Genomic DNA, 18,753 nt, shown 5'->3' with positions numbered 1-18,753 from the left:
TTAATATGCAACCTCTCTGACGCGGGGTGGAGCAGTCTGGTAGCTCGTCGGGCTCATAACCCGAAGGTCGTAGGTTCGAATCCTGCCCCCGCAACCAAGCATTCCCGAAAAGCCGAATCGTTCCGATTCGGCTTTTTGCATTCCATGCGCGCCGCGCCGGAAAGCGCTTGGCAGTTTCTTGCGCGCAAACCCGCAAATCACTATGCGCGATTGCGCGCGGCCAGCCTATTCTTTGACGCCGATCTTGCATCGCCCTGCAAGATTTGTTCGCTTGTTGCGATGCCCTATCTCGGTTCCGAACTTTTTTGTAACAGTTTGCAATGTCGGTCATGACGATATCACGTTAAGTACATTGTCTTAAACCATTGTTGCGGCTATAGATTTTCCCGGACGCTGATCTTGATGAGCGTCAATCGATTTGCATATCTTGCCGCGGGCGACTTTTGATCCTGGTCAAGGCCCTTGAAATATCAGGCAAAAATGTTTCTAATACGCCCGCTTGTCACGTGTGCTGCGACGATTTGCCGCAGCGGCCCGCGGCGAGCGCAGATGTTAGTGTTTGCCGAATTCCTGTCTTGCCGCGCCGCGCCCCGGCGCCTCACTCGGACAGTGGAGCTTCAGCTGTCACGTCATCGCCCGGAAGCGATTGTGGAGTCGCTTCCACCCGGTGCGTTTCCGCCGTGGAAACGGATGCGCGCCGGCGATTCGCGGAATCCGCGAGCCCTGAAAGTCTGTTGTTTCGCCTGACGTCGCCTTCCCTCGGAGTCCGGGGAGGAGGGGCCGTCTGCTGAACATTTCGCTGGCGTTGGAGCATGGCTCGCAACGCCTGTTGCGCATCGGCGCGTTGAAGGATTTTTAACCCGTAAAGTCGTAAGATGAGAAACCATAGACCCTCCCGCCTGTTGTGGGGGCTTTCTCCGCTCGTCGCACTGCTCTCCGGTTGTCAAGGCGGTATCCTTGACCCCAAGGGCCCGGTGGCGGCGGACCAGAAGTCCCTGATCATCACGGCAACCGCGCTGATGCTGCTGGTGGTCATTCCGGTGATCGTGATGACGCTGTACTTCGCCTGGAAGTACCGCGCGAGCAACACGGACGCCGCCTACGAACCGAAATGGTCGCACTCGACCAAGATCGAGATCGTGGTCTGGCTGATCCCCTGCATCATCATCGCCTTCCTGGCGACGCTGACCTGGAAGAGCACGCACAAGCTCGATCCCTATCGTCCGCTGGACTCGGCCGTCAAGCCGGTGCAGGTACAGGTGGTGGCGTTGAACTGGAAGTGGTTGTTCATCTACCCGGAGCAGCAGATCGCCTCGGTCAATGAGCTGGTATTCCCGAGCAATGTGCCGGTGAGCTTCAAGATCACTTCCGACGCGGCGATGAACTCCTTCTTCATCCCGCAGCTGGGCGGCCAGATCTACGCGATGGCCGGCATGCAGACCCAATTGCATCTGCTGGCGGAAGAGCCGGGCACCTACAAGGGTTTCTCGTCCAATTACAGCGGCGCCGGTTTCTCCGGCATGAAGTTCAACGCGATCGCCACCAAGACTCCGGCCGAGTTCGAGGCCTGGGTGGCCAAGGTGAAGGCCTCCGGCAAGACGCTGGACGCGCCGGCCTACCTGCAGCTGTTGAAGCCTAGCGAGAACAACCCGGTCAACTATTACGCGTCGACCACGCCGTATCTGTTCGAGGCCGTGGTGCACAAGTACATGGCCGGTCGTCCGTCGCTGGCTGATAGCGATGACGCCATCAAGCTGACGAAGATGACCAAAGAACTGTGCGCCGCGATCACGCCGCCGGTTGTCAAGGAGTAACGATTGATGTGGTTAGGTAAACTGACTCTGGACGCGATCCCGTACCATGAGCCCATCATCATGGGGGCGCTTGGCGGCGCCGGCCTGATCGGGCTGATGCTGTTCGCGTTGATCACCAAGTTCGGCAAGTGGGGCTATCTCTGGAACGAATGGCTGACCTCGGTCGATCACAAGAAAATCGGCGTGATGTACATCATCGTCGCCATGATCATGCTGCTGCGCGGCTTCGCCGACGCGCTGATGATGCGCACCCAGCTGGCGATGGCCACCGGCGGCGCCCACGGCGTGTTTCCGCCTGAGCACTACGACCAGATCTTCACCGCCCACGGCGTGATCATGATCATCTTCATGGCGATGCCGTTCATGACGGGCCTGATGAACATCGTGGTGCCGCTGCAGATCGGCGCGCGCGACGTGGCCTTCCCCTTCCTGAACTCGCTGAGCTTCTGGCTGCTGGTTTCGGCTGTGATTCTGGTCAACCTGTCGCTGGGCGTCGGCAACTTCGCCCGCACCGGCTGGGTCGCCTATCCGCCGCTGGCCGAATTGGGCTTCAGCCCCGACGTCGGGGTGGACTACTACACCTGGGCCTTGCAGATATCGGGCATAGGGACGACGCTGACGGCGATCAACTTCCTGGTGACCGTGATCAAGATGCGCGCTCCGGGGATGAAGCTGATGGAAATGCCGATCTTCACCTGGACCTGCACCTGGGCCAATGTGCTGATCGCCACCTCCTTCCCGATCCTGACCGGCGCGCTGGCGATGCTGAGCCTGGACCGCTACCTGGGCTTCCACTTCTTCACCGCGGAAGCCGGCGGCAACGCCATGATGTATCTGAACCTGTTCTGGGCCTGGGGCCACCCCGAGGTGTACATCCTGGTTCTGCCGGCCTTCGGCATCTTCTCGGAAGTGGTTTCCACTTTCTCCGGCAAGCGCCTGTTCGGCCACAAGTCGATGATCTACGCCAGCGGCGCGATCTCGGTGCTGGGCTTCATGGTATGGCTGCACCACTTCTTCACGATGGGCTCCGGCGCCAACGTGAACGCCTTCTTCGGCATCGCGACGATGATCATCTCGATCCCGACCGGCGTGAAGCTGTTCAACTGGCTGTTCACCATCTACAAGGGACGCCTGCGCTTTGAAACGCCGATCCTGTGGACGCTGGGCTTCATGGTGACCTTCTCGATCGGCGGCATGACCGGCGTGCTGCTGGCCGTGCCGGGCGCCGACTACGTGCTGCACAACAGCCTGTTCCTGATCGCCCACTTCCACAACACCATCATCGGCGGCGCCGTGTTCGGCTACCTGGCCGGCGTGTCGTTCTGGTTCCCGAAAGTGTTCGGCTTCAAGCTGAACGACAAGCTGGGCAAGGCCTCGTTCTGGTTCTGGCAGATTGGCTTCATGTTCGCCTTCATGCCGCTGTACGTGCTGGGCTTCCTGGGCATGACCCGCCGCCTGAACCACACCGACAACCCGGCCTGGGAGCCGTGGCTGTACATCGCCCTGTTCGGTGCGCTCTTGATCGCCGCCGGCATCGCCTGCCAGCTGCTGCAGATCGCCGTCAGCATCCGCGACCGCAAGAAGCTGGTCGACGAAACGGGCGACCCGTGGAACGGCCACACGCTGGAATGGTCGACCTCGTCGCCGGCGCCGTTCTACAACTTCGCCAAGCTGCCGCAAGTGCATGACATCGACGCCTTCACCGACATGAAGGAAAAGGGCGTGGCCTACGTGGTGCCGAAGTCGTACGAGCCGATCCACATGCCGCGCAATACCGCGGTGGGCATCTATATCGGCGCCTTCACCACGGCGCTGGGCTTCGCGTTGATCTGGCACATCTGGTGGCTGGCCATCGTCGGCCTGGTCGGCATCGTCGGCAGCATGTTGGTCCGCGCCTACGACAACGACCTGGACTACTACGTGCCGGTGGACGAAGTGGAGGCGATCGAGCGCGCACGCTTCGAGAAGCTGGGCATCGACGTCGACAACTACACCGAGCGTGATCAGGCCAAGCCGAAGAAGGCCGCCCGTCCGACCACGACCGCGTAACAGGCTGAATCCGACATGACGACTTATGTAAAAGAAGCGCACGACGCGCATGAGGACCACGAGCACCACGACAGCGGTTCACAGACCGTTCTGGGCTTCTGGTTCTACCTGATGACCGACTGCATCCTGTTCGCGACGGCGTTCGCGGCCTATGCGGTCCTGTTCCGCAACGTGGCGGAAGGCGTGTCCGGCAAGGAAATCTTCGAGCTGCCCTATGTGCTGGTCGAGACCGCGGCGCTGCTGCTGTCCTCCATCACCTACGGTTTCGCGATGATAGCCGGCCACAAAGGCAACAAGTCCGCCGTTCTCGGCTGGCTGGCCGTGACCTTCGCGTGCGGCGCCGCCTTTATCGGCCTGGAAATCAACGAGTTCCACCACCTGATCGTCGAGGGCCACGGCCCGCAGACCAGCGCCTTCCTGTCGGCCTTCTTCGGCCTGGTGGGCCTGCACGGCCTGCACGTGACCGCCGGTCTGATCTGGATGGCGGTGATGATGCTGGAAGTGGTGAAGACCGGTCTGACCGGCCGCGCCATGACCCGCCTGAACTGCCTGTCGCTGTTCTGGCACTTCCTCGACATCGTGTGGATCTGCGTGTTCACCGTCGTCTACCTGAAAGGAGCCATGTGATGAGTCACGCGCATGAGCAAGCGAATCACGGCAGCGTGAAGAGCTATATCGTCGGCTTCGTGCTGTCGGTGATCCTCACCGCCATCCCGTTCTGGATGGTGATGGGCGGCGCCTTCACCAAGCAGGCGACGCTGATCGGCATCTTCGCGCTGGCGGTGGTGCAGATCATCGTGCACCTGAAGTATTTCCTGCACCTGGACTTCAGCAAGGAAGGCAAGCTGAACAGCTTCTCCTTCCTGTTCACCGGCATGGTGATCGTGCTGCTGGTCGGCCTGTCGATCTGGATCATCTACACCGCCGACGCGCTGATGATGCGCTGAGGCCGTGTTGAGGACACCGTTTTGAAGTTCAAACGCTATCTTCAGGTCACCAAGCCGGGCATCATCTTCGGCAACCTGATCTCGGCCGTCGGCGGTTTCCTGCTGGCGGCCCGAGGGCCGGTGGACTGGTGGCTGCTGGCGGCCACCGTCATCGGCCTGTCGCTGGTGGTGGCCTCCGGCTGCGCGATCAACAACTGCATAGACCGCGACATCGACGCCAAGATGGCTCGTACCCAGAAACGGGTGCTGGTCACCGGCGCGATGAGCGCCAAGGCCGCGCTGGCCCACGGCGTGCTGCTGGGCCTGGCCGGCTTCGCCCTGCTGTGGTTCTGCACCAATCCGCTGGCTACCGGCTGTGTGCTGTTCGGTTTCGTGATCTATGTCGGCGTGTACAGCCTGTACATGAAGCGCAACTCGGTGTACGGCACCCTGGTCGGCAGTCTGTCCGGCGCGGTGCCGCCGGTGGCCGGCTACTGCGCCGTCACCGGCCGCTTCGACATGGGCGCTGCCATCCTGCTGCTGATGTTCTGCCTGTGGCAGATGCCGCATTCGTACGCGATCGCCATCTTCCGCTTCAAGGATTACGAGGCGGCAGGCATCCCGGTGCTGCCGGTGGTCAAGGGCATCTCGGCCGCCAAGCAGCAGATCGTGCTGTACATCCTGGCCTTCGGCGCGGCAACGGTGATGCTGGTCTTCGGCGGCTACGCCGGCTACGGCTATCTGGCGGTGGCGGTGGCCACCAGCCTGTGGTGGCTGAAGATGGCCTTGTCCGGCTACAAGCGGGAAACCGATGACCGCGCCTGGGCGCGCCAGGTCTTCTTCTTCTCCATCATCACCATCACTTCTCTGAGCGTGATGATGGCGGTGGACGGGCAGACACCGCCGCGCGGCCGCGCGGTGATGACGGCGGACGCCGGCATGTATCGTTAATCGAACCATCGCATCAATGACGAACGGGGGGCCGCTTGCGCGGCGCCCCGTTTTTTATTCTTGGGCCGCTACAGCTGTCATGACAGGCCAGCCCGACGGACGATGATTGACGCCGGACCGATGGTTGATAATTAAATAATTAATTTATTAAATCATAAAAAGTTAAATTGGTTGTTTATATCATTTAACTCCGTGATGCTTCACATAAAATTCCAATATGCATATGTTTTTTACAATAAATTGCTTGATTTGTTGTCAATTTTCAGAACTGGTGAGAATTATGAAGGAGGTGTAGAATCAACAACTTTTGTGTTGATGCCGGGCGTGGGGAATTGAATGAAAGCGGTACCGAGTACGGAGAAGAAGCCGGGAGCGTTATCGTACCGGCCAGATATTGATGGTCTGAGAGCTGTCGCTATTTTGTCAGTAGTACTGTTTCACGCGTTTCCTGGCCGTCTGCCGGGAGGTTATGCCGGTGTCGATATATTTTTCGTCATTTCTGGTTTTTTGATTTCCAGCATCATATTCAAAGGGATGGTTAATCAGAATTTCAGTATCATTGACTTCTATATTCATCGAGTTAAGAGAATTTTTCCTGCGCTGATTGTCGTTTTATTGACCTGTTATTGCGCTGCATGGGCAGTATTATTGCCCGATGAATTCAAGCAGCTTGGCAAGCATATCGTCAGCGGGGCTGGTTTTATACAAAATCTGATGCTGTGGAGTGAGGCTGGCTATTTTGATCATGCATCGGAGTTGAAGCCGCTGATGCATCTATGGTCGTTGGCGATTGAGGAACAATTCTATTTGCTATACCCACTGCTGGTTTTGCTGGTATGGCGATTAGGGTTGAACTTGTTGTCGATCTTGCTGATTTTATTGTCATTGTCATTTGGCTGGGGCCTTTGGTTGTTGTCCAAGGATCCTATTGCAGCATTTTTCCTGCCACAGGGTAGGTTCTGGGAGTTGCTGGCTGGTGGATGTCTTGCCTATCTGCAGATGTTTCACCGTGAGAAAGTATCTCGCTTTTTGATGGTGGTAATTTTTCGCAGGCAGGAAAAATCATCGCTTGATCGTCTTGATTCGCTGAATACTATATTGTCTTTTGCTGGACTATTGTCGATTGGCTTGGGCATTTTGTTGCTCGATAAGGATAGTCTTTTCCCCGGAGCCTGGGCGTTGCTGCCGGTAATGGGTGCCTTCTTGTTGATTCTTGCCGGGCCGGTGGCCTGGGTAAATGAGCGCGTTTTGTCCAATCGCTTCATGCTGTTTATTGGTGCGATCAGCTATCCACTGTATCTCTGGCATTGGCCCTTGCTTTCGTTTGCTTATATCATGCAGGCAGACATGCCGAGTACTGCGGTCAGAATGCTATTGCTTGCGGCGGCGGTTCTGCTGTCCTGGCTGACTTATCGTTTGATTGAAAAGCCAATACGTTTTGGTCAGCCTAAAGGGTGGTTGAAGCCGGCATTTTTATGTCTGCTACTCAGTGGCGTTGGTTATGCCGGTTACAATGCGTACCAGCGTGATGGTCTGGATTTCAGGCCAATTACCAAGATGAATCTGGATGTGCGGACTGCTGTTGTCGGAGCTGAGCGAGATCAATATGCTGAAGACAACTGTGGCATTTCCGGTGATGGCAAGAGGTTTGTGAGCTTTTGTCATCAGAGCAAAGGGGTGCGCCAGAAGTACGCGGTCTGGGGCGACAGCAAGGGCGATGCGCTCTATTGGGGCCTGGTGAGGCAAGCCAAGCAGAGCGGCGGTTGGATGATGCTGGGGCGGTATAGCTGCGCACCGATGGTGGGGGTGCACAGGACAAGCACTTACAGCGCGACGGATTACGATCCGTCCGAGTGCGCCAGATCGAATGAACTGGCGTTTCAGGACATCATATCCGATTCAAGTATCAAGGTCGTGGTATTGGCAACGGCTCAACGAATTCTGCTCAACGCCAACTATACCGCGGACGCGTCGGCGCAATCGTCACGGCAGGCGGTGATCTCTGGCTTGACCGAGGCGGTAAAGCGGCTGGAGTCTGCCGGCAAGAAGGTGGTTTTTGTCGTCGATAATCCGACCTTGCCGGAAGCGAAGTCGTGCCTGGCGCCCCGATGGACGGAAGTGCCGCTGCTCAATGCCTGGCTGCAGCAGAAGAAAGGAAATCCCGATTGTCATATGAGCTACCAGAAGTACCTGCGTGATACGCAGGAATATCGGGCATTGGTCGACGAGTTGCATGCGCGGAATCCCGGCTTGCTGATTTATAACCCGGTGCCGTTATTGTGCGATCTCAAGCATGGCGTTTGTCCGATCGAGAGAAAGGGCAGCTTCCTGTACAGCTACGGGGACCATATTTCGGACTACGCCAATAATATGATAGGTCGCGATCTGATCGGCATGCTCGGTTCGCGCCGCTTGTAGCAAACGGCTTGCCGGGACGGCCCGCGATGCAGCCAGGCGCTGCATCTATTGGATTGGAAACGGGGAGCCCGCTTGCGCGGCTCCCCGTTTTGGTTTGGGCGTCTGCCGCTCAGTTCTTCTTCAACGCGGCGCGCATCGCGGCCCGGCGCGCGGCCGGCAGCTTGCCGACGTAGTCGGCGGCGGTCTGATTGTATTTGTCGGTGTCGCTCAGCGATGCGCCGTGCGCGACCAGATAGCGGACGATGGCCGGGCTGGCATCCAGCACCGCGCTCATCAGCACGGTGATTTCGCTGGTGCGGGTGGACGCGTTGACGTCGGCGCCTTTCGCGATCAGGTCTGAGACGATGCCGGCGTCGTTGCTCTTGGCCGCGTAGAACAGCGGGGTGTTGCCGTCGTAGCCGTCGACATTGGGATTGGCACCGGCCCCGAGCAGGGCCTGCACCGCGGCGCGGTTGCGGGCGTCTATCGCGTAGATCAGCGGCGTCTTGGAGACGTCGTCTAGCGATTGGTCGACGTCGCAGTGATTGCGCTGGACATAGCCGGCGACGGCGGGCGCGTCGGCGTGGCGCAGCAACTGCCGCCAGTCGTCCTTGTCGCAGGCGGCCAGCGCATGCTGGGTCAGCAGCAGGGCGCCCAGGGCCAGCAGGAGTGAGATTTTCATTCAGAAGCTCCGGAAGGTTTTCACCCAGGTATCGTAAGGGCGGCTGCGCTGCGGCGGGAAATAGGTCCACGGCGTGTAGTGCAGCTTGGCGTATTCGGAGGCGGTGCGCGGCGTGTACAGATAGCCTTCCTTCATCGCCTTGGCCTCGTCCTCGCTGACGGCGGCGCCGCCGCTGCCGACAGCCGCCACCTCGTGGGCGCCGGGGTCGTAGTTGATCTTGAACGATGAAAGCTTTTTCTTGCCGTCGTCGAACTGCTTGCGATAGATGCCCGCAGATTTGTTGATCGACGCCTCCACCCCCATCGATGTCGGCTGGCCGCCCGGGCCGACGCCCATCAGCTTGTTGTATTTATTGTTATTCTTGGCCCAGCCCTGTTCCTGCTTCATCGTCGCCAGCAGCACCTTGGGGTTCAGCTTGTAGTTCTGCGCCGCCTTGTAGACCAGCACATCAGCCTGGTACTGGTCGACCAGCACCGGATTGTTGGCCTTGATGATGCTGGTGATCTGCTCCTGGCTCAGCGCGTTGCAGTCCTCGAACTCATCGTCCGGAATCGGTTTTTCCAGCGGGTTGCGGTCTTTCGGCACCTCCACCTTGGAAACCGGCTTGCGTTCCTTGTTGTGGTGCTTGTGCGTCTTGGATTGGGTCTTGTCGATCTCCGGTTCCTTATGGTCGGCGTCCGGACGCGACAAGCCGTCACACAACACTTTGGGACTGATCACGCACAGGTATTTGTGGAATACGCTTTCTTCAGCCTGCACGGGCGGTAGCTTCTTGGCATCGCCTACCGGCCCTTTCACCTTGACGTCTATCTTGTCCTTGGGATCGTGGCCGAACAGTGGGCCGGTGTCGCCATCGTGATCGGTCTTGCCGGTGATGATCAGGTCGCCGTGGCGGATTTCATACCAGACATCGATCATGGGCTGGAGGATGCGGTCGAGGAACTTGGCCTGGATCTTGGTTTCGTCGGCGATCTGGTGGCCGTCCAGCAGCGCGTAGACCACGGCGCGCTTGCCGTCGACCGCCGGCTTGGCGATCAGCTCGTTGTGGATGGTGCCGAAGAGGCTGTAGTCCTGCTCCAGTATCTTCAGCAGCCGGATGTAGTTGTCCAGGCCCTTGACCGTCTGGCAGCCTTCGCTCCAGTTGCTGGTGCGGTTGCCCGGACCTTCGCCGCCGTAGTGGATATTGTGTTCGTAGGTCGTCGACGGCGCGTCGGGCTGGTCCGGACTGAACTCGTATTCGGGGGCTTTGGCGCTGCCGGTGTTCTGGGCGCGGAAGGCCAGTCCCTTGACTATCCTCAGCGCCCGGTAGTTGTGGCGCTGGGCGAAATGGTGCGTCCTTTGCATTTCCGCCAAGCTGGCATGGTCGTGGTAGGACGATATCTTGTGATTGCCCAGCCGGTACTGGTACAGACCGTTGATCAGCACCCGGCCGGCCAGCTGGCCGTTCTGCTTGCTGTACGGTTCGGTGTTGAATTCGAACTCGGCGACTTTTTTCTGGCCGGACGCGTCCTTGTAGACGACGAACAGCGTGTCGTCGAATACCTTGTTGCTGTCCTTGACGACCTTGCCGTGGTCGAAGCCGCGCGCGCCTATCAGGTTGACCCGGCCGTTGGCGGTCTCGAAGGCGAAGCCGTCGACATTGTTCTTGCCATTGGCGGCGGCGTGGTGTTCGAACAGCCGCTGCAGGATGTCGTACTTCTGTTCCTCGCTGTATTTGCCGAAGTCGAAATCCTTGTACTTTTCTACTTGGTTGCCCATTGCGCCTCCTGGCGGCCGGCGGGACCGTAGATGCTCAGCTGGTAGCCGTCCTTGTCCGGCGTGAACTGCGGTCGGGCATAGGCGAAGAAGAAGTAGGGGCTGCCCTGCGGCTGCAGATAAGCCTTGCCGAAGCCGTCGGCCCGGTTGGCGAGGAAGGCCTGGGTCAGCGTCAGGCCGGACAGCGCCTGCAACTGGCCGCCGGCGTTCTTGCCGAGTATCAGCTCATTGCCCGCCACGTCGGCGGCGGACAGGCGCAGCCGCCGGCTGCCGCCGGCGCCGCTGGCTTGCGCGTCGCGCAGCGCGACGGCGAACGGAACCTGGTATTGACGGCTGGCCGCGTCCTTGCGGCTCAGTATGACGTCGTCGACGCCCTGATCGGCCTGGCCTTGCTGCAGTTGCGCGGCCGGACCGGTGCAGGCGCGGTCGCTCAGCAGCGGCCAGGGGTTCTGCTCGGTGTAGACCAGGCAGCGGGGGAGGCCGGCCAGCCGGCCGGCGGCCTTGTCCAGGTCGCGCGCGATGAAGCGGGCCAGCCGGAATTCGGCGCTGTTCTGACCGGCTTGCCGGTCCAGCAGCCGGAGCTTGCTGACGGCGACATCGGTGAATTTCGCTCCCGGCTCGATGGCGGAGATCTTCAGCTCCAGCTTGGCGACTTCGGCGCCGCCGGCATTGATCAGCAGCAGCCGTTCGGCGGTGTTCAGCGCATTGTCCGATTTGCCGGTGATCTTGTCGTCGGACTGGTTGCCGAAGGCCACGGTTTTCAGCTCCCGCTGCAACTGGGGCAGCGAGTACTCGCGGGCGTGGTAGCTGAGGGCGAAGCGGCGCGTTTCGAACGGCTTGTCCTCATGCGGCCGGTACAGGCTGATGGTGACGCTCTTCGGCGAGGCGTTCTGGAACTGGGTGGCCGCCGACTTGGCGTAGCCCGGCGTCAGCGCGACGGCGAACAGCGGGCTCGGCTTTGCCAGCGTTAGCGTCAGTGTCGCCGGATTGCTGATCTGATCGGATTCGCGCGACGTTTGCTCGCCATGGAATACCCAGGCCTTGGCCGGGCTCGCGTCGAACAGGTTCTTCGCCGAATACTGCGCCGGCGTCGAACTTGCCAGCGTCTGGCTGGCGTGAAGCTGCAGCGTGTTCCAGCCCAGGTCCACCGAGACGTCCTCGGGCTGGTTGGCGGCGCCGGCGTGGGCGGCGGACAGCGCCAGCGCGCCGATGGCGATAATAGCGTAGCGATGATTCATTACAGGATTTCCCATTCGCCTGACCCGATCAGGGCCTTGATGTTGTTGACGCCGGGCAGGTGGATGCGGTCGGTCATGCCGCTGCCGTCCAGCGCGCCGGTCGCGAGCTTCTTGCCGGTGTCGGCGGAGTAGTAGACGTATTTCTTGCCGCTGAATTCTGGGTGGGCCTCGGTCAGCAGCTGGGCGTCGATCTGCTCGGTGCAGACGATCTTCTTGTACTGCGGCTGCGACCAGTCCATGCTGGCCGGGCCGTCCAGCGTATGGCTGGCGCCCTTTACCGTCACTTTGCCGGGCGCGTGGACCTCGATATTGCCGCCCTTGATGCGGATGTAGGCGCCGCCGGCGGTCAGCAGAATCTCGTCGCCGGCGTGCACGATGATCTTGTCCTTGCTGGAGGTGATGGTGACATCCTGGTCGGCCGTCAGCTCCATCGCGTCGCTCTGCGCCTGCACCTGCACCTTGCCCTTCGCCGCGATCAGCTTCAGCGCCACCTTGTCCTTCACCCCCGCCACGAACAGGCTGATGTGCTGCCCGACGTTGTGCAGCCAGCGCCGGCCCGTCACCTGGTTCGCGTCCCGCTGCGCCACCAGGTTCAGGTTCTGCCCGGCTGAGACGGTCTGGCTTTGCTCGGTGACGCTGGCGATGCCTGCGGGTGCGGACAGCACCAGCAGCGGCTGTTGTCCCGCCTGCTCCTTGGCGCTCTTGCCGTCTTTGTCGGTGTTGCTGCCCGCTTCCCAGGCCTTCAGCGCCTCCGCGTGGTGCTGCAGGTGGCCGTCGGCCTTCTTGCCGGCCTTGCCGTTGTCCGAATCGATGCCGTCCGGACCGGTTTCCATCGAGTCGGCCAGCTGGCCCGCCGCCGCCTCGCCCAGCGATTGCGCCAGGTTCAGCGCCGTGTCGAGCTGCGATTGAGCGTGCTCTCTGGCCAGTTGTTTGCCGGACGCGCCGTTCTGCGCTTCGGTGGACAGCAGCAAGCCGTGCGCGGCGCGGATCGCGCCGTGGTGGTCGGTCCTCAGTTCGAAGCCTTCGCCGCGCGGCTGCGCCTTGCCGTTGCTGCGCGGGTGGGCGAGGTAGCCCTGGTTCAGCTGGGTCTTGCCCGCTTCGCTGCTGAGCTTGGCCCGCACTTCGCCGGGGGTGTCGTCGAACAGCAGCTCGCTGTAGCCGCCGCCCTGGTGTTCCTTGCTCTTGATGCCGGACAGCGTCTTGTTGGCCGGCAGGCTGCCGGCGCCGCTGAAGTCCGGCGTCGGATGGCTGCCGTTGTACAAGACCCCGGTGATCACCGGGCGGTCGATGTCGCCTTCGATGAAGTCCACCAGCACTTCCTGGCCGATGCGCGGCAGGAACTGGTGGCCCCAGCCGGCCCCGGCCGACGGCATCGCCACCCGCAGCCAGCACGACGATTTGTCGTCCAGGCCGGCGCCTATCGTCGGGTGTTCGTCCGGCCGCTGCCAGTGGAACTGCACCTTGATCCGGCCTTGCTCGTCGGTGTGCACTTCCTCGCCGGCGGGGCCGACCACGGTGGCGGTCTGCACCCCGAGGCTGGTCGGCCTGGCCTGTTCCGTGTGGGCGTAGGCCGGCGTCAGCGGAATGCCGCGGCGCTGGGCCTGGATCCGGGTGGTGAACGGGGCGTCGGCTTTGTCGCCCGCCGGTAGGATGGACTGCAGATCGGTCGGCAGGTTGTTGCGCACCTGCAGGGTCTGGCCGGTGACGACGAATTCGCGCTGCTCGGCGGCGTCGCCTTCGTGCGCCGGGTGGTCGTCGAGGCGGAACCACTGGCCGGCGGTCAGGCCGCGGATGGAGCCTTCCCCCTCGAAGGTCTTGGCTTCGGCGTCGTGCGCCTGCTGGCGCAGCCGGGCGTAGTGGCTCAACTGCTCGGCGTCGCCGGCGTAATACAGGCCCTGCGGGTCGTAGTCCTGCAGGCTGGCTTGCAGCGCCTGGCCGGCCTGGCCCTGTTCGATCTGGCTGCTGTCGCCGCTGTGCTGCGTCGACACCGGTCGGTAGTCGAAGCTGGCCAGCGCGACGCTGCCGGGCACGATCCGCCGCGCCGCCTGCCAGTCGGTCAGGCCATCCTCCTCTTCCGTCGCGTCGCTGCGGTGGAAGCGCACGCGCTCGACTTCGGCCGGCGGCAGGCCGTAGACGTCGTCGAACACCACCAGCTTGACCTGCGGGCTGTCTCCATCAAGATGTTCGAAACGCCAGGCATAGCCCTCTTCGTGCAGCAGGCGGACGATGAAGTCGTAGTCGCTTTCGCGGTATTGCAGGCAGTAGCTTCTGGGAGAGGTCGGGCCGACCTGGATGTCCAGCGCCTGCACGCGGGCGAAGGCCGGGTTGGCCGCCTGGTGTTCTTCGAGGATCTGCCGGACGATGGCCGGCACGTCGAGGTCCTGGAACACGCGCGAGGCGCGGCGGTGGCGCAGCAGCGCGAACGGCGGTTCCACCGTCAGTTCGTAGCGGGAGAAGCCGCCGTCGGAGCCGGCGAGCCGGGCCTGGCTGACGACGCCGCAGCGGACGGTTTCGCGGCCCTGGGCGTCGGCGATGCCGAGGCGGGCGCTCTGGCCGAGCAGGGTCTTCAGTTCGATATTGGCGTCGGGCGACAGGCAGCTGACGGTGTAGCGGTACGGTCGGGACACGCCCTCCTCGCCGTCCAGCGTCTGCGGCAACAGTTGCCCGGCGGCGATGTCGCCGTGGCCGAGCGCCAGCGTCAGCAGACGGTGGTCCTGGGTGAAGGCGGAGGCGAAGCTGGCGAGCAGGGTGCTAAGGTCCATGGCGGTAAAGGTCGTGAGGTCGGGGGATCAGCCCTGCACCTTGTAAACGTTGGAGGAGAGTTGCAGGGTGGCGTCGAAGGTCACCGGCGGGCGGTGCGGATGCACCTTCAGCACGGCGTCGACGCGGAAGCGCAGATGGCGCTCCATTTCGCGCGGCGCGTCCAGATGCACGCGCACGCGGGACAGCCGCGGCTCATGCAGCTCGATCGAGCGACGCAGTTGCTCGCGCAGCAGTTCGCGGTCGTCCGGATTCAGCAGGCTGATGCCGGACAGGTCCGGGATGCCATAGCTGAGCAGGCTGTCGCGGGCCTGGGGGAAGGGCTCCAGCGTCTCTTCCATTGGCATCAGCCGGGTATTCAGCAAGGCTTCCAGGTCGCGGGCCAGCGCCTGCCTGAACTGCGACAGTTCAAACAGGCTGACCGGCTCCGTGTGGCTAAGCTCGGGCGCGTCGTCCAGCAGTCGGTCCAGCACCGACGGCAGGATCTGGGCGTGGCGGTTGCCGCTCATAGCCCGAATACGGAGGCCGCCTGGCGCGCCAGCATCCAGCGGAAGGCGACGAAGATGCCGGCGCCGGCTACCGCCAGCAGCGCGAAGTACAGCCATAGCGGCAGCTCGTGGCGGACGAAGGCCTGGAAGCGTTGCGGTAGTTGCCAATTCGGCGCGAACTCGGCCTTGCCGCCGCGCACCTGCTGGATCTCCTGGCCCAGTTTGTGCACCAGATAGCCGAGCTTCTCCTGGCCTTCCAGCAGGTATTTGCCCTGGAAGCCCAGCAGCAGGCAGGTGTAGAACACTTCCAGCGCCTCGATGTTCTCGGCCGGATTGTTGCGCAGCTGTTCCAGGCGGTTGAAGAAGCCTTCGCCGGCCAGGTGCTCGCCGAACAGCCTCAGTTGCAGCGGCATCCGTTCCCATTCGTCGCGCAGCGCGAATTCGGAGGACAGGATGATCTCGTCCATCAGCGCGCAGAATGCGTATTTGGCGTGGCTGATCGCGTTGCCGTCCTTGCCGAAGTTGCGGGCATTGCGTTCGAACTGGCCGAGGAAGTGGTCGACGCGGCGGTTGAATTCCACCGCGCTGCTCGGCGGATTGCCTTCCTTCAGCAGGAAGAGCAGGTAGATGCCGTCCTCCAGCATCTCGCGCAGCGTCGGGGCGGCGGGGGCGGAAACGGCGATCGCGCGTTCCGGGGTCTGGGTGCTTGCTTGGTTCATGGCGTTATCAGCGGAAGACCGCAATCAGTTCTATCGAAATATCGGCCAGGGTTTGCGGGACATAGATGCAGATGCTGCGCGATTGCAGCATGCGGCTGTAGATCTCGCTGTGCGGCTCCAGGGCGAAGTAGTGGTTGCCGACCCGCACCGGTATCGCCGACGGCGTCTGCGCCGAGTGGGCCAGGCTGACGCCGCGCATCGCCGAGTTCAGTATCCGCTCTACGTCGTCCGGCGCGCCTATCTTCAGCTTCAGCGGCACATTGTCGATGACGTGGCTGGCCGGCTGGTCGCTCTGCACCGACAGGTAGAAGTCGACATTGTCCAGCAGGCGGTCGCTTTCCAGACGGCCGATATGGAAGGACGGCCGCGGCGAGTGCAGTGGAATCACCTTGTAGCGGGCGGACACGACGGTCTCCAGCAATTCGCGGATCTGCAGGTCCAGCGGCGGAAACACTTCGTGCAGACGGTCGTGGCGGTAGGCCGGGATGTCGGACAGCGTGTACAGCGTGGCGAAAGTCTGCAGTTCGCCGCAGAACTCGGCCAGCGCCATGTACAACTCTTCCGGGGGCAGCGGCTGGCATTGCGACAGGTGGCGCAGCCGCGCGAAGTTGCGGTTGACGGTGTGCAGCAGCCAGAAGGAGCTGATGTCGGCCGAGCCGAATTCCATCACGCTCTTCGCACGCTCGCGGTGGGCGCCGGCCAGCGCCTGGCTCTTCACCAGCAGGATGTCCAGCAGCCGGCGCAGCATCTGCATCAGTTCGGTCGAACCCTCGATCGCCAGCAACGGCGGCAGGTAGTCGCGGCCGACCGTCCACTGCCCGGTGGCGTCCTTTTCCAGTTGGCACAGCGGGATGGAGTCGTAACCATCGCGGTTTTCCTCCTCCAGCATCAGCTTGACGTCCAGCTGCAGCGTGGTCAGATCGGCGGCCAGCGCCTGGGTGTACAGGTCCGACACTTCGCGGTGGTCGCTGTGGTAGCGGGTCGGCCGGGCGCTGGCCTCGCCGTTGCGGGTGTTGCCGCCGTACGGTTGCAACTGGGCCAGACAGGCGTACAGCGTGGTCTTGATGCCTATCTGCGGCACGGCGGCCAGGTCGCGGCTCAGCGGCAGCGGCGCATGTTCCGGCGCCTGGTACAGGGTGCCGTCGCGGAACAGCGCGGTCAGTCCGTCGACGCGGACGAGTCCGCCTTTCAGCGCGGCCTCGTCCAGCGCCAGCCGCTGTATGCCCCAGGCGTGGCGGCGCGTCAGTTGCAGCAGCGTGGCCTGGGTCTGCTCCTGGAACAGCGCCAGTTGCTGGAAATGCTGCGGGCGAAGGAACATGCCTTCGCCCCATAGGATTCTCTGTGCGTGAAGCATTACTGCTTGAACCTCGGCTTGGTGTCCGGCCGGCGCGCGCTTAAGGGTTGCGGCCGGCTGGGCATTCTATGTTGCTGTTATTGGGTTGATCGGGCAGCGCGATCGTTTCAGGTTTGATCGCCTGTAAATAGCAATCGCCGACTTTGAATTTAAGATCCTTGCTGCGTACCCTGCCGGCGTCATAAAGCAGGCGCCAGAAATGGGGGTTGGGCTGACGGAAGTAACCAATAACCCCAATATAATTAGCGTCTTCCTGGATGGTCAGATCCAACTGCTGCTTGCTGCCCGGAACGAATATAAGTTCCTTGCTCGATAATACCGCGGAGCCAATCACATCTTGAATCGGCTTTCCACTGGCCAAAAGGTCAGGTGTGAGTAATTTGAATGCCTGGTCGTTCTTTAGCTGATAGAGCTGGACGACGACGGACAGCGGTTTTCCATGCCTGTCGCGGTTTATCGTTGGGCTGGCTTCGCTGTTAACCATGATATTTTTTGGGCCTGCACAGCCGCCGAGCAATGGCAGGATCATCACGGCTGTGATCGCGCAAGTTTTTTGCCAGTGCTGAGTTAAATCCATATAATTCACACCCGAAATAAGATGGCGGACAAGCGTGGATTCTAAACAATCCGCTTGCTGCTGCTTGCAAGCGCCGTGTCGAATTCGACGCGGCCTCTTGACTTCTTTGCAAATCAAATCAAGCATATCGCGTTATTTGCACCTTCATCAATCGTTTGTATAAAAAATTCCGATGATGTTATTGGCGCCACTGATAGTGGCTTGCATCGTACTGCTTTTGTTGTGGCTCGGCTGGCGTTATTTCCTTGGCGGAGCAAGGCTGCAAGTTCAACAGGCGACGATTGGCCCTTCCCCGAATCCGACTGGCGAACCGGTTGCAAACGACCGGCCCGCAGGCGGATTTTTGCGTGTCGCGAAGGGGGCGTTCGCGCCGTTTTCGCGCTTGAGGCTCCCCTCGCGGCGCGTCGTCTTGCCACTGGCGTCGCTGTCGCTGGTGGGCGCGGTTGTGGCGATTACGCTGCACTTTGCCGGTTACCACCGCGATCCGCAGTTCATGCCCAAGGAATATGCGCACGGCAGCCAGATCCGGCAGGCCCTGCTGGAGGAAAAGCTGGTTCCGCCTCCGCCGTTGCCGCCCAGCGCCTTCGTCGACGCGGTGGCGGAAAAGCCGCAGCTGGCGCTGGACAAGGCCGATCGCGACTGGAGCAAGATGGATCCCGCCTTCGTGCAGGACGTGCTGAGGGTGATGGAGAGAATGAAGGCGCGCGGCTTCCCCATGGTCTTGCTGGAGGGCTTCCGCAGCGCCGAGCGGCAGGACCGTCTGGCCGGCGGCGGCACCAAGGTGACGCAGGCCAAGGGCGGCGAGAGCAAGCATCAGTACGGCCTGGCGGCCGATCTGGCGCCGGTGCGAAACGGCAAGGTGGTGATTTCCGAGCGGGATCCCTGGGCGATGCAGGCTTACAACGCGCTGGGGGAAGAGTCCCGCGCGATCGGTCTGACCTGGGGCGGTGTGTGGAGTTTCCGCGACTACGGCCACATCGAGCGAACAGGCTCATTGCGCGCGCTGCTGGCGCGGCGCAATGGCAAATGATTGTCTTTTCAGC

The 18,753-nt window shown here is 61.6% G+C and carries 15 protein-coding genes and 1 tRNA gene; 8 read left to right on the top strand and 8 right to left on the bottom strand.

All coding sequences use genetic code 11. From position 1 onward, the window contains the following. The first annotated feature begins 20 nt into the window (after positions 1 to 20). The 7 genes from WNM05_RS20245 (at position 21) to WNM05_RS20215 (ending at position 8,158) form a co-directional block, all read left to right on the top strand. Positions 21 to 97 (top strand) — tRNA-Met (locus WNM05_RS20245). Positions 98 to 875: 778 nt separating this feature from the next. Beyond that, complete coding sequence (cyoA, locus tag WNM05_RS20240) at positions 876 to 1,814, top strand: ubiquinol oxidase subunit II (RefSeq protein WP_434630325.1); 939 nt, start codon at positions 876 to 878, stop codon at positions 1,812 to 1,814. A gap of 6 nt (positions 1,815 to 1,820) precedes the next feature. Continuing rightward, positions 1,821 to 3,863, top strand: a complete 2,043-nt coding sequence (gene cyoB / locus WNM05_RS20235; protein ID WP_434630323.1) for a cytochrome o ubiquinol oxidase subunit I — start codon at positions 1,821 to 1,823, stop codon at positions 3,861 to 3,863. 15 nt (positions 3,864 to 3,878) lie between these two features. Then, positions 3,879 to 4,490, top strand: a complete 612-nt coding sequence (gene cyoC, locus WNM05_RS20230) for a cytochrome o ubiquinol oxidase subunit III (protein ID WP_434630321.1) — start codon at positions 3,879 to 3,881, stop codon at positions 4,488 to 4,490. Continuing rightward, the gene (cyoD, locus tag WNM05_RS20225; RefSeq protein ID WP_434630319.1) at positions 4,490 to 4,810 is read left to right on the top strand and encodes a cytochrome o ubiquinol oxidase subunit IV; all 321 of its coding nucleotides are present in this window, start codon (positions 4,490 to 4,492) and stop codon (positions 4,808 to 4,810) included. The genes cyoC and cyoD overlap by 1 nt, the downstream gene beginning before the upstream one ends. Before the next feature lie 21 nt (positions 4,811 to 4,831). Beyond that, the gene (cyoE, locus tag WNM05_RS20220) at positions 4,832 to 5,740 is read left to right on the top strand and encodes a heme o synthase (RefSeq protein WP_434630317.1); all 909 of its coding nucleotides are present in this window, start codon (positions 4,832 to 4,834) and stop codon (positions 5,738 to 5,740) included. Positions 5,741 to 6,076: 336 nt separating this feature from the next. Then, a complete protein-coding gene (locus tag WNM05_RS20215) occupies positions 6,077 to 8,158 on the top strand; it encodes an acyltransferase family protein (RefSeq protein ID WP_434630315.1) in 2,082 nt (693 codons plus the stop codon). 109 nt (positions 8,159 to 8,267) lie between these two features. Here the strand turns inward: WNM05_RS20215 and WNM05_RS20210 are convergent, their stop codons facing one another. From WNM05_RS20210 to tssJ, 8 genes are read right to left on the bottom strand one after another with little or no spacing between them, the layout of a single operon-like run. Beyond that, entirely contained in the window at positions 8,268 to 8,819 is a 552-nt protein-coding gene (locus WNM05_RS20210) for an ankyrin repeat domain-containing protein (RefSeq protein ID WP_434630314.1), read from the bottom strand. Next, on the bottom strand, positions 8,820 to 10,577 hold the full coding sequence (locus WNM05_RS20205) for a hypothetical protein (RefSeq protein ID WP_434630312.1): 1,758 nt from the start codon (positions 10,575 to 10,577) through the stop codon (positions 8,820 to 8,822). Next, positions 10,562 to 11,812, bottom strand: coding sequence for a hypothetical protein (locus WNM05_RS20200; protein WP_434630310.1), 1,251 nt, complete (start codon positions 11,810 to 11,812; stop codon positions 10,562 to 10,564). Before WNM05_RS20200 ends, WNM05_RS20205 begins: the two co-directional genes overlap by 16 nt. Then, positions 11,812 to 14,574 (bottom strand): type VI secretion system Vgr family protein, encoded by a 2,763-nt coding sequence (locus WNM05_RS20195; RefSeq protein ID WP_434630309.1) that lies wholly within the window; start codon positions 14,572 to 14,574, stop codon positions 11,812 to 11,814. Before WNM05_RS20195 ends, WNM05_RS20200 begins: the two co-directional genes overlap by 1 nt. 27 nt (positions 14,575 to 14,601) lie before the next feature. Beyond that, the gene (gene tssE / locus WNM05_RS20190) at positions 14,602 to 15,081 is read right to left on the bottom strand and encodes a type VI secretion system baseplate subunit TssE (RefSeq protein ID WP_434630307.1); all 480 of its coding nucleotides are present in this window, start codon (positions 15,079 to 15,081) and stop codon (positions 14,602 to 14,604) included. Further along, a complete protein-coding gene (gene icmH / locus WNM05_RS20185) occupies positions 15,078 to 15,779 on the bottom strand; it encodes a type IVB secretion system protein IcmH/DotU (RefSeq protein WP_434630305.1) in 702 nt (233 codons plus the stop codon). The genes tssE and icmH overlap by 4 nt, the downstream gene beginning before the upstream one ends. Positions 15,780 to 15,786: 7 nt before the next feature. Then, positions 15,787 to 17,133: a type VI secretion system baseplate subunit TssK gene (gene tssK, locus WNM05_RS20180; protein WP_434630303.1), complete on the bottom strand. Its 1,347-nt coding sequence runs from the start codon at positions 17,131 to 17,133 to the stop codon at positions 15,787 to 15,789. A gap of 40 nt (positions 17,134 to 17,173) precedes the next feature. Further along, complete coding sequence (gene tssJ / locus WNM05_RS20175) at positions 17,174 to 17,836, bottom strand: type VI secretion system lipoprotein TssJ (protein WP_434630301.1); 663 nt, start codon at positions 17,834 to 17,836, stop codon at positions 17,174 to 17,176. 283 nt (positions 17,837 to 18,119) lie between these two features. On the opposite strand from tssJ, the gene WNM05_RS20170 reads away from it, so the two are divergent. Further along, positions 18,120 to 18,740 (top strand): M15 family metallopeptidase, encoded by a 621-nt coding sequence (locus WNM05_RS20170; protein ID WP_434630299.1) that lies wholly within the window; start codon positions 18,120 to 18,122, stop codon positions 18,738 to 18,740. Positions 18,741 to 18,753: the final 13 nt, after the last annotated feature.

This window comes from Chromobacterium sp. CV08 (genome assembly GCF_051129845.1).
GTDB lineage: Bacteria > Pseudomonadota > Gammaproteobacteria > Burkholderiales > Chromobacteriaceae > Chromobacterium.
This window is presented reverse-complemented; position numbering and strand designations above follow the sequence as displayed.

What these genes read in the sequence shown, in the direction of transcription:
- cyoA (WP_434630325.1), top strand. Translation starts at nt 876, where the DNA reads ATGAGAAACCATAGACCCTCCCGCCTGTTGTGGGGGCTTTCTCCGCTC.
- cyoB (WP_434630323.1), top strand. Translation starts at nt 1,821, where the DNA reads ATGTGGTTAGGTAAACTGACTCTGGACGCGATCCCGTACCATGAGCCC.
- cyoC (WP_434630321.1), top strand. Translation starts at nt 3,879, where the DNA reads ATGACGACTTATGTAAAAGAAGCGCACGACGCGCATGAGGACCACGAG.
- cyoD (WP_434630319.1), top strand. Translation starts at nt 4,490, where the DNA reads ATGAGTCACGCGCATGAGCAAGCGAATCACGGCAGCGTGAAGAGCTAT.
- WNM05_RS20215 (WP_434630315.1), top strand. Translation starts at nt 6,077, where the DNA reads ATGAAAGCGGTACCGAGTACGGAGAAGAAGCCGGGAGCGTTATCGTAC.
- WNM05_RS20210 (WP_434630314.1), bottom strand. Translation starts at nt 8,819, where the DNA reads ATGAAAATCTCACTCCTGCTGGCCCTGGGCGCCCTGCTGCTGACCCAG.
- WNM05_RS20205 (WP_434630312.1), bottom strand. Translation starts at nt 10,577, where the DNA reads ATGGGCAACCAAGTAGAAAAGTACAAGGATTTCGACTTCGGCAAATAC.
- WNM05_RS20200 (WP_434630310.1), bottom strand. Translation starts at nt 11,812, where the DNA reads ATGAATCATCGCTACGCTATTATCGCCATCGGCGCGCTGGCGCTGTCC.
- WNM05_RS20195 (WP_434630309.1), bottom strand. Translation starts at nt 14,574, where the DNA reads ATGGACCTTAGCACCCTGCTCGCCAGCTTCGCCTCCGCCTTCACCCAG.
- tssE (WP_434630307.1), bottom strand. Translation starts at nt 15,081, where the DNA reads ATGAGCGGCAACCGCCACGCCCAGATCCTGCCGTCGGTGCTGGACCGA.
- icmH (WP_434630305.1), bottom strand. Translation starts at nt 15,779, where the DNA reads ATGAACCAAGCAAGCACCCAGACCCCGGAACGCGCGATCGCCGTTTCC.
- tssK (WP_434630303.1), bottom strand. Translation starts at nt 17,133, where the DNA reads ATGCTTCACGCACAGAGAATCCTATGGGGCGAAGGCATGTTCCTTCGC.
- tssJ (WP_434630301.1), bottom strand. Translation starts at nt 17,836, where the DNA reads ATGCTTGATTTGATTTGCAAAGAAGTCAAGAGGCCGCGTCGAATTCGA.